General features: G+C 44.1%; 6 protein-coding genes. 5 read left to right on the top strand and 1 reads right to left on the bottom strand.

Annotated elements, in window-relative coordinates; genetic code table 11:
* Positions 1–233: 233 nt before the first annotated feature.
* Positions 234–1,901 (bottom strand): nucleoside kinase, encoded by a 1,668-nt coding sequence (locus DWX33_RS09625; RefSeq protein ID WP_008773059.1) that lies wholly within the window; start codon positions 1,899–1,901, stop codon positions 234–236.
* A gap of 83 nt (positions 1,902–1,984) precedes the next feature.
* On the opposite strand from DWX33_RS09625, the gene DWX33_RS09620 reads away from it, so the two are divergent.
* The 5 genes from DWX33_RS09620 (at position 1,985) to map (ending at position 8,315) form a co-directional block, all read left to right on the top strand.
* On the top strand, positions 1,985–3,670 hold the full coding sequence (locus tag DWX33_RS09620; RefSeq protein WP_022191856.1) for a Na/Pi cotransporter family protein: 1,686 nt from the start codon (positions 1,985–1,987) through the stop codon (positions 3,668–3,670).
* A gap of 76 nt (positions 3,671–3,746) precedes the next feature.
* Positions 3,747–5,129, top strand: a complete 1,383-nt coding sequence (locus DWX33_RS09615; RefSeq protein WP_122380284.1) for a S41 family peptidase — start codon at positions 3,747–3,749, stop codon at positions 5,127–5,129.
* A gap of 11 nt (positions 5,130–5,140) precedes the next feature.
* Positions 5,141–6,316 carry an N-acetylglucosamine-6-phosphate deacetylase gene (nagA, locus tag DWX33_RS09610; RefSeq protein ID WP_122380283.1) on the top strand — a complete coding sequence of 392 codons (1,176 nt, stop codon included), beginning with the start codon at positions 5,141–5,143 and terminating at the stop codon, positions 6,314–6,316.
* A gap of 56 nt (positions 6,317–6,372) precedes the next feature.
* Positions 6,373–7,386 carry an AI-2E family transporter gene (locus tag DWX33_RS09605; protein WP_005863489.1) on the top strand — a complete coding sequence of 338 codons (1,014 nt, stop codon included), beginning with the start codon at positions 6,373–6,375 and terminating at the stop codon, positions 7,384–7,386.
* 71 nt (positions 7,387–7,457) lie between these two features.
* Positions 7,458–8,315 carry a type I methionyl aminopeptidase gene (gene map, locus DWX33_RS09600; protein WP_008779030.1) on the top strand — a complete coding sequence of 286 codons (858 nt, stop codon included), beginning with the start codon at positions 7,458–7,460 and terminating at the stop codon, positions 8,313–8,315.
* Positions 8,316–8,327: the final 12 nt, after the last annotated feature.

Genomic DNA, 8,327 nt, shown 5'->3' with positions numbered 1-8,327 from the left:
TGCGTATTATTTGTTGGCGATAAAGATAATACAAAAAGGCGAAGTGGTCTTTTTTCGAAGATATACTTCGATGCCACTTGAAGTATATCTTCTCCGGACATAGGATATATACTGCATCGGCAAAGTAAGTATGACCTCAAAAAAAACACGTACGTGTTTTCAAAAAAAGACGTACATGTTTTCGGAAAAACACGTACGTCTTTTTTTAAAGGCTTTATAGAGTCTGATTCTACCTAGTACTTGAAGCTTCCTCCCCCCAAGAATTCACGGAGCAAGGAAGTTCCGGGAAGTTCCTCCGTCGGGATGTAATTAAAGTAGCGGAGGAAACGGAGCAAACGATACGCCTCCGCATTCGCCTTACTACTCTCCGGCACTTGTGCGAGGATCGGTTCCGCGAATTTGCGCAAGGCGGCCAGCTCATACAACATGGCGCTGTTAAACATAGCGTCCGCATTCTCCTGATAGGGAAAGATCCATTTGTCCTCACCCCGGCGAACACTCGGCCAACGGTTGATCGTATCTTCCGCCGAATATCCCCTAAAGCGATAATCCCGGATGATACGGCGCAGCAGGCGATTGTCCGTCGTGGGTATCCAGTTGTGGTTATCCAAGGAGATAGAGGTCAAGACCGAGACATACACCCGATACTTATATTTATCGTCGATAAACTCCGTCAGCTCCGGATTCAAGGCATGGATACCTTCTATCACCAAGATCGAGTTCTCACGAAGCTTAAGCTTCTTCCCTTTGAAAACCCGTTGGCCGGTCTCGAAATTAAAAGTCGGCAAATCGATCTCTTCCCCGGATAACAACTTCTTCAAATCCTTATTAAAATAAGGTAAATCCAGCGCATACAAAGATTCAAAATCATACTCGCCATGCTCATCTTTCGGTGTATCTTCCCGATTCAAGAAATAATCATCCAAAGAAATTCCTACCGGATGAAGCAGGTTAGTCGTCAATTGTACTTGCAAACGCTTGCAAAACGTAGTCTTTCCCGAAGAAGAAGGGCCGGAGATCAAGACGATACGGATGCCCTCTTTATATCCATCGGCGATCTTTTCGGCGATCTTGGCAACCTGTTTTTCCTGCATCGCCTCAGAGACAAGGATTATATCCTGAGAGCGGCCTTTCTCTATCGCTAAATTCAAATCCCCCACATTATCTAAGCCGACAGTCCGCTGCAATGTAAGGTGTTCCTTATAAGCCTCGAACATCTTATCCTGCTTGATGACAGGCTGCAATTCCATCGGATCGGTCTGCTTCGGGATACGGAGCAAAACGCCATCCATATACGGTTCCAAGTCAAACAATTGGATATAGCCGGTCGAAGGGGTTAAACAGCCATAAAAGAAGTTGATATAACCTTCCAACTCATAATAAGAGGTATAAGGCAATCCCGCCGTCTCTATTAAGCGAGCCTTATCATTCATACCCCGCTCCCTGAACAATACGGCGGCATCCACCGTACGGACACTCTTATGGAGGAAAGGAAGATCCGCGTCAATCAACTCCCACATACGTTTCTTGATCTTCTCGATCGTCTCCAGATCGATGTTCTTGCCGTTATGGATCACGCAATAGTAACCTTTCGATACCGGATGTTCCAGATTTAAGGTCGCCGTCGGCCAAATATCATACACCGCCTTGGAAAATATATGGCAAAGCGAGCGGACATAGGTTCTCAATCCGGATAATTGAGTATAGTCGATAAATTCGATATCCTTCGGTTGCCAGCAACGGAAGTTCAAGCTTTCCGTCTTATTATTCACTTGCGCGTTCATCGGCCTGTACCGAAGCGGAGCGCCAACCGCCGTATAAATGTCCAACAACGAAGAACCAATGGGTACATCCTTGTAGGTATTATTATTTTTGCAGTAAATTGTTATTGTCTCAGACATACTATCTCAGTTATTATTTGTAAATTCGCCCCCTAAAGTTAGGAATATTAATCGGATATACAATCCACTTAAACGTAATTTAAATGGACTATTCTTTTTTTGATTTTCTCCGGCTGATCGGCTCCTTGGCGCTGTTCTTGTACGGAATGAAGATCATGAGTGAAGGGTTACAAAAATTTGCGGGTGACAGTTTACGGCGAATACTAACCGCGATGACCACGAACAGAGTAACCGGTATGCTCACCGGGGTGTTAATAACGGCTCTTATCCAATCATCATCGGCTACGACGGTTATGGTCGTGAGTTTCGTGAATGCCGGACTCTTGACATTGACCCAATCCATCGGAGTCATTATGGGTGCCAACATCGGAACCACGGTAACGGCATGGCTTATCTCCGCCCTCGGTTTCAAGGTCGATATCGCCGCATTCGCCCTTCCCCTTTTAGCTTTCGCTCTCCCACTCTTCTTCTCAGGAAAAAGCTCTCGTAAATCAATTGGTGAATTTGTTTTTGGTTTCGCGTTCCTGTTCATGGGCCTTCAAAGTTTAAAGGCAAACGCCCCGGACCTCGGAGCGAATCCGGAAATGCTGGCTTTCGTGCAGAATTATACGGATATGGGATTTTTCTCCATCATCTTGTTCTTATTTATCGGAGCGATCTTAACCATGATCGTACAAGCCTCCGCCGCCACGATGGCTATTACATTGATTATGTGCGCCAACGGCTGGATCGATTATCATTTGGGAGTCGCTTTGGTATTAGGCGAGAATATCGGAACCACGATTACGGCCAACTTAGCCGCATTAACCGGAAACACACAAGCACGACGAGCCGCGTTAGCGCACCTTGTTTTCAACGTTTTCGGTGTCATGTGGGTTTTGGTGCTCTTCTACCCTTTCACGAATGCCGTCTCATGGTTTGTTACCCATGTAATGAAGGTCAGTGATCCGGCTGTGGCGGTATCCTTTAAACTGGCAGCGTTCCACACTGCATTCAATATCAGTAATACTTTCATTATGATCTGGTTCGTAAGCTTGATCGAAAAGACCGTATGTACGCTTATCAAGCCCAAGGTGGAAGACGAGGAATACCGCCTTCGCTATATCACGGGAGGTATGTTATCCACCGCCGAGCTTTCCATCCTACAAGCTCATAAAGAAATCTCATTATTCGCCGAGCGTACGGCTAGGATGTTTAATATGGTGAAAGAATTATTTTACGAGAAGAATGAGGAGACCTTCCTCAAGACGTATAGCCGTGTAGAGAAATACGAGAATATCAGCGACCGCATGGAGATCGAGATCGCGAATTACTTGACTGAAGTATCGGAAGGCCGTTTGAGTTCTGAAAGTAAGGAAGAAATCCGTATCATGCTACGTGCCGTCTCGGAAATCGAGAGTATAGCGGATTCTTGTAATAACCTTGCCCGAAGTATCAAACGCAGAAACGAGTTCAAATCCGAATTCACGGAGGAGCAAAACAAGCATCTGGATCATATGTTCGAATTGGTATCCGGGGCGTTAAGCCGCATGAACGTAATTCTGCATAAGCCGGAGCTCGTGCATGATGATATCAATCCTTCTTATAACATAGAGAACGAGATCAACAACTACCGTAACCAGTTGAAGAGCCGGAATATCGAAGATATCAACAATAAGCTGTACCAATATCAAGATGGCGTTTATTACATGGACATGGTTAGTGAAAGTGAAAAGCTGGGCGATTATGTATTAAATGTTGTTCAAGCGGTTATCGAGAAGAAAATATAGCGTATATTTGTCCTTAACAATATCAACAGCCCTTTTCCGTTATTGAGAGAAGGGCTGTTTTTAATATATATCCACTATGAATTATAAGTATTATACGATCGTTATCCTTGGCCTTTTAGCATTCTCCGCTTGCGAGAAAGATGATATCGATATTCCGGCAACCGACAATGAAGTAAATCAATGGATCGAGCAAACGATGCGAGAGAATTATCTTTGGTATTCCGAGTTCCCGGATAAAAGTTCCTTGGACTTTAGTCTTGATCCGGAGACCTTCTTCAAGGGCCTGTTATCCGATAAAGACGGGAAAGATCTTCCTGAAGGTCATCATTACTTTTCCCAATTAGAGAAAGCGACCGTAACAAAGAGCATTTACGACGCAAACAACTCATATGGATTCGATTTCGCGACTTCCAACCTTAAAGACGGAGGCAGTACCTATAAAATAGCCATTGTCCTTTATGTATTAAAGGATTCACCCGCCGAAGAAGCCGGATTGAAACGGGGAGACTGGATACTTGGCGTAAACGGCTCCTTGGGTTCTATCCAAGACTATGATGTATTGAGAAGCGGAGGCAGCGTATCCCTCCAACTAGGAAAAGAAATAGGAAACACCAAGGGATTCGTCTCCACCCGAAGAGTTACCTTGAACGCATCCCGAACGGTAGAAGACACCCCATTCCTAAAAGATTCCGTATACACATATGGCAATAAGCGAATCGGCTATTTGATGTACAACCATTTCGCCTCCGGACCAGATGAATACGATTATAGCGACACTAGTTATAATCTTTATTTGCAACAACTCTTCGAAAAATTCAAAAGCCGCAACGTCAATGAGTTCGTACTTGATTTACGCTATAATGGGGGTGGGCTTGTCAATTGCGCCCAATTACTGGCTTCGCTATTAGTCCGTGAAAACGTTTTAGGAGAACCTTTATGTATCATGGAGTATAACGATAAAAACTCCAATAAAAATGAGACCTTGCCTTTGCTCAAAACGACCGAGGTCATGGCGGGAAACTTAAACCTACAACGGCTATTTGTTTTGACAGGTTCAACTACGGCTTCTGCCTCCGAACTTATCATTAACTCGCTACGATCTTATCTAGACGTTCGGGTTATCGGTAAGCAGACTTTTGGCAAGACCGTCGGTATGACGATCTACAATGAATCTAAAAAATATGGCTGGATACTTTCTCCCGTCACTTTCCATATTTATAATAAGGATCGGGAAGCTGATTATGAAGACGGATTTCATCCCGATATAGCTATTGATGAATTCAAGAGTGATCTAGCTGAATTCGGAGATTTGAAGGATCCTTTATTAGGACAAGCTATTTACGAGATAATCGGCCAGTCACCACTCTTACGATCCGCTACCCCGAGGGGCAACCGGGAAATCCAATATAATCCCCCGTTGTCCTATAAGGATAACTTATTACTGATTCCAAAAGACTAAAAACAAGATATATGGAAAGCGCATTTCTTAAAATCATAAACGCAAAAGTATTAACTCCTTCGGGCCTCCTACCAAACGGGCAAATCATCATCTCGGATGGGAAAATAGTGGAGATCACCGGGCAAAACCGGGAGATTCCTCATGCGGAGATCATCGACGCAAAAGGATATTATGTGGCTCCCGGCTGTATCGACACGCATGTACACGGCGGCAACGGACATGATTTCACGGAAGCTACCCCGAAAGCGTTCTATGCGATCACAAGAGCACATGCTTTACAGGGAACAACGGCTTTATATTCTACATTGGCAGCTGCCCCTATCGATACCTTCCGGGAAGCGATCAAGACCTGCGAGCACATCATGAACCACCCGGAACAGGGAGCCCGCATCATGGGATTACATCTCGAAGGCAACTATTTGAATATGGCTATGAAAGGCGGACAAGACCCTAATTATATTTACCCGCCCGATCCCCAAGAATATAAGGAATTACTAAACAGTACCCAATGTATTAAACGCTGGAGCGCCGCCCCCGAGCTTGACGGGGCTTTGGAATTCGGTAAATATGCGTCAGCTCATGGTGTGTTGGTTTCACTAGCCCACACCACAGCCGATTATCTCCAAGTGAAAAAAGCATACGAAGCCGGATTCACCCATGCTACCCACTTCTACAATGCCATGACTTCCGTCCATAAAGACCGTGAGTATAAACATGAAGGAACAGTAGAAGGTATTTATCTCATGAAAGATATGACCGTTGAAGTTGTAGCCGATGGTATCCACGTACCACCAGCAATCTTAAAGTTGGTATATCAAATCAAAGGGGTAGAACGTACGTCCTTAATCACGGACGCAATGGCCGCCGCCGCTTGCGATAACGGTACGGAACATTTTCCGGACTCCCGGGTAATTATCGAGGAAGGCGTATGTAAATTAGCCGATCGCTCAGCTATCGCAGGAAGTATAGCTACCGGAATCCGCTTGATCCGTACCTTAGTCGAGAAAGCGGAAATTCCATTGCACGACGCTGTTCGTATGGCTTCCGAAAGCCCAGCCCGCCTAATGGGTATTTTAGACCGTAAAGGAACATTGGAGAAAGGAAAGGATGCCGATATCATCATTTTCAACAACGATATAGAGATTCAAGAGACCTTCATCGAAGGTAAACGGCTCTCCAAAGAATAAGAAATCCAATAAACAATGACTTCTCCTATCTTGTTTTTAGATAAATAAGGGCATGAATGTATATGGAAAACGTAAAAGAACATTACTGGAGATACTCATTGATCACCATTATATTAGGACTAGGGGTAATTCTATTTTTTAAGATTACCCCGTTTCTTGGAGGTATACTTGGAGCATTCACCATCTATATATTGCTGCGTGGACAGATGTTCCACCTGACAGAAAAGCTAAATATGAGACCGGCTTTTGCAGCTTTACTGTTACTGGGGGAAACAATCTTATGTTTCTTAATCCCAATCACATTGGCGATCTGGTTGGTAATCAACAAAACTCAAAATATTAATTTAGACCCGACTGTACTGCTAAATACAGGCCAACATATAGCGGATCTAGTTCAGGAAAAGACCGGGTTTGATGTACTGGATAGAGGAAACTTATTAAAAGCGGCCTCTATACTCCCACAAATCGGACAGTTTTTAGTGGGTAGCATAAGCAGTTTCGCCGTAAATGTCGTCGTCTTGATTTTCATTCTGTACTTCATGCTGATAGGCGGAAGAAAAATGGAAAACTATCTATACACCTTATTCCCCTTCAGTGATCAAAACAAGGATGAGGTACTCAACGAGATCAATATGATCGTAAAATCAAACGCCATAGGTATCCCTCTTTTGGCGGTTATACAAGGTATCGTAGCGGTGATCGGTTACTTTATCTTTCAGACTCCCGATCCGCTGTTATTTGGGTTTCTCACTTGTATCGCTACGATCATTCCCATTGTAGGGACCGCATTGGTCTGGGTTCCGTTGGCGGCTTATATGGCTTTAAACGGAGATTGGGTACATGCCTTGGGATTGGCTATTTATGCCTTGCTTGTCATTACGAACGTCGATAATCTGATTCGTTTTATCCTACAAAAGAAGTTGGCGGATATACATCCGTTAATCACCGTCTTCGGAGTCGTAATCGGGTTGTCCTTATTCGGATTTATGGGGATCATCTTCGGGCCGTTGTTACTATCCTTATTCCTTCTTTGTATAGATATCTTCAAGAAGAGCTATTTGGATAAATAAAGAGTATCTACAAGACAGGGTATCTTAAAAAGTCATACCTTTACACTACATTTTGAGTAAAACGAATTAATATGTCACGTAGAACAGTAAACAATTGGAAGCCTATCAAGGGGCAACCTCTCACCGAATTAGACAAGAAAATCCTATATATCCAAAATAAAGGACATTTAGTACCCACCCGCAAGCTTATCAAGACTCCAGAGCAGATTGAGGGCATCCGCAGAAGTAGCGTGATCAATACAGGGGTGCTGGATTTAATCCAGAAGGAGATTAAAGAAGGTATGTCTACAGCTGTTATCGATAAATTGGTGTATGATTATACGGTAGGGCATGGAGCGATTCCAGCCCCCTTAAACTATGAGGGGTTCCCTAAAAGTGTATGTACCTCTATCAACGAGGTCGTTTGTCACGGTATTCCCAGTGAGAAGGAGATCCTAAGAGACGGTGACATTATTAATGTGGATGTCTCAACGATTTTAGATGGTTATTATTCGGATGCGTCCCGCATGTTCATGATCGGGAACGTATCTCCGAAAAAGCAGAAATTGGTACAGGTCGCCAAGGAATGTCTGGAGATCGGTATAAAAGCGGCGAAGCCGTTCGGATTCGTCGGTGATATAGGCAACGCTATTCAAAAGCATGCGGAGAAAAACGGATTCTCTGTCGTACGGGATTTATGCGGACATGGCGTCGGTCTGGAATTCCATGAGGAACCGGAAGTTTGTCATTTCGGACGGAAAGGAACTGGGATGCTTTTAGTTCCGGGTATGGTCTTTACGATCGAGCCTATGATTAACATGGGTACTTGGAAAGTATTTATCGACGAGGAAGACGGTTGGACAGTCATCACCGAGGATGAACTACCCTCCGCCCAATGGGAACATACCTTCTTGATGACAGAGACAGGATTGGAAATTCTTACCTATTAATATCTAATGCAA

The organism is Parabacteroides sp. AF19-14 (assembly GCF_003635485.1).
GTDB classification, from domain to species: Bacteria; Bacteroidota; Bacteroidia; order Bacteroidales; family Tannerellaceae; genus Parabacteroides; species Parabacteroides distasonis.
Note: the sequence above shows the minus strand (reverse complement) of the source record. Positions and strands in the feature narration are given on the sequence as shown.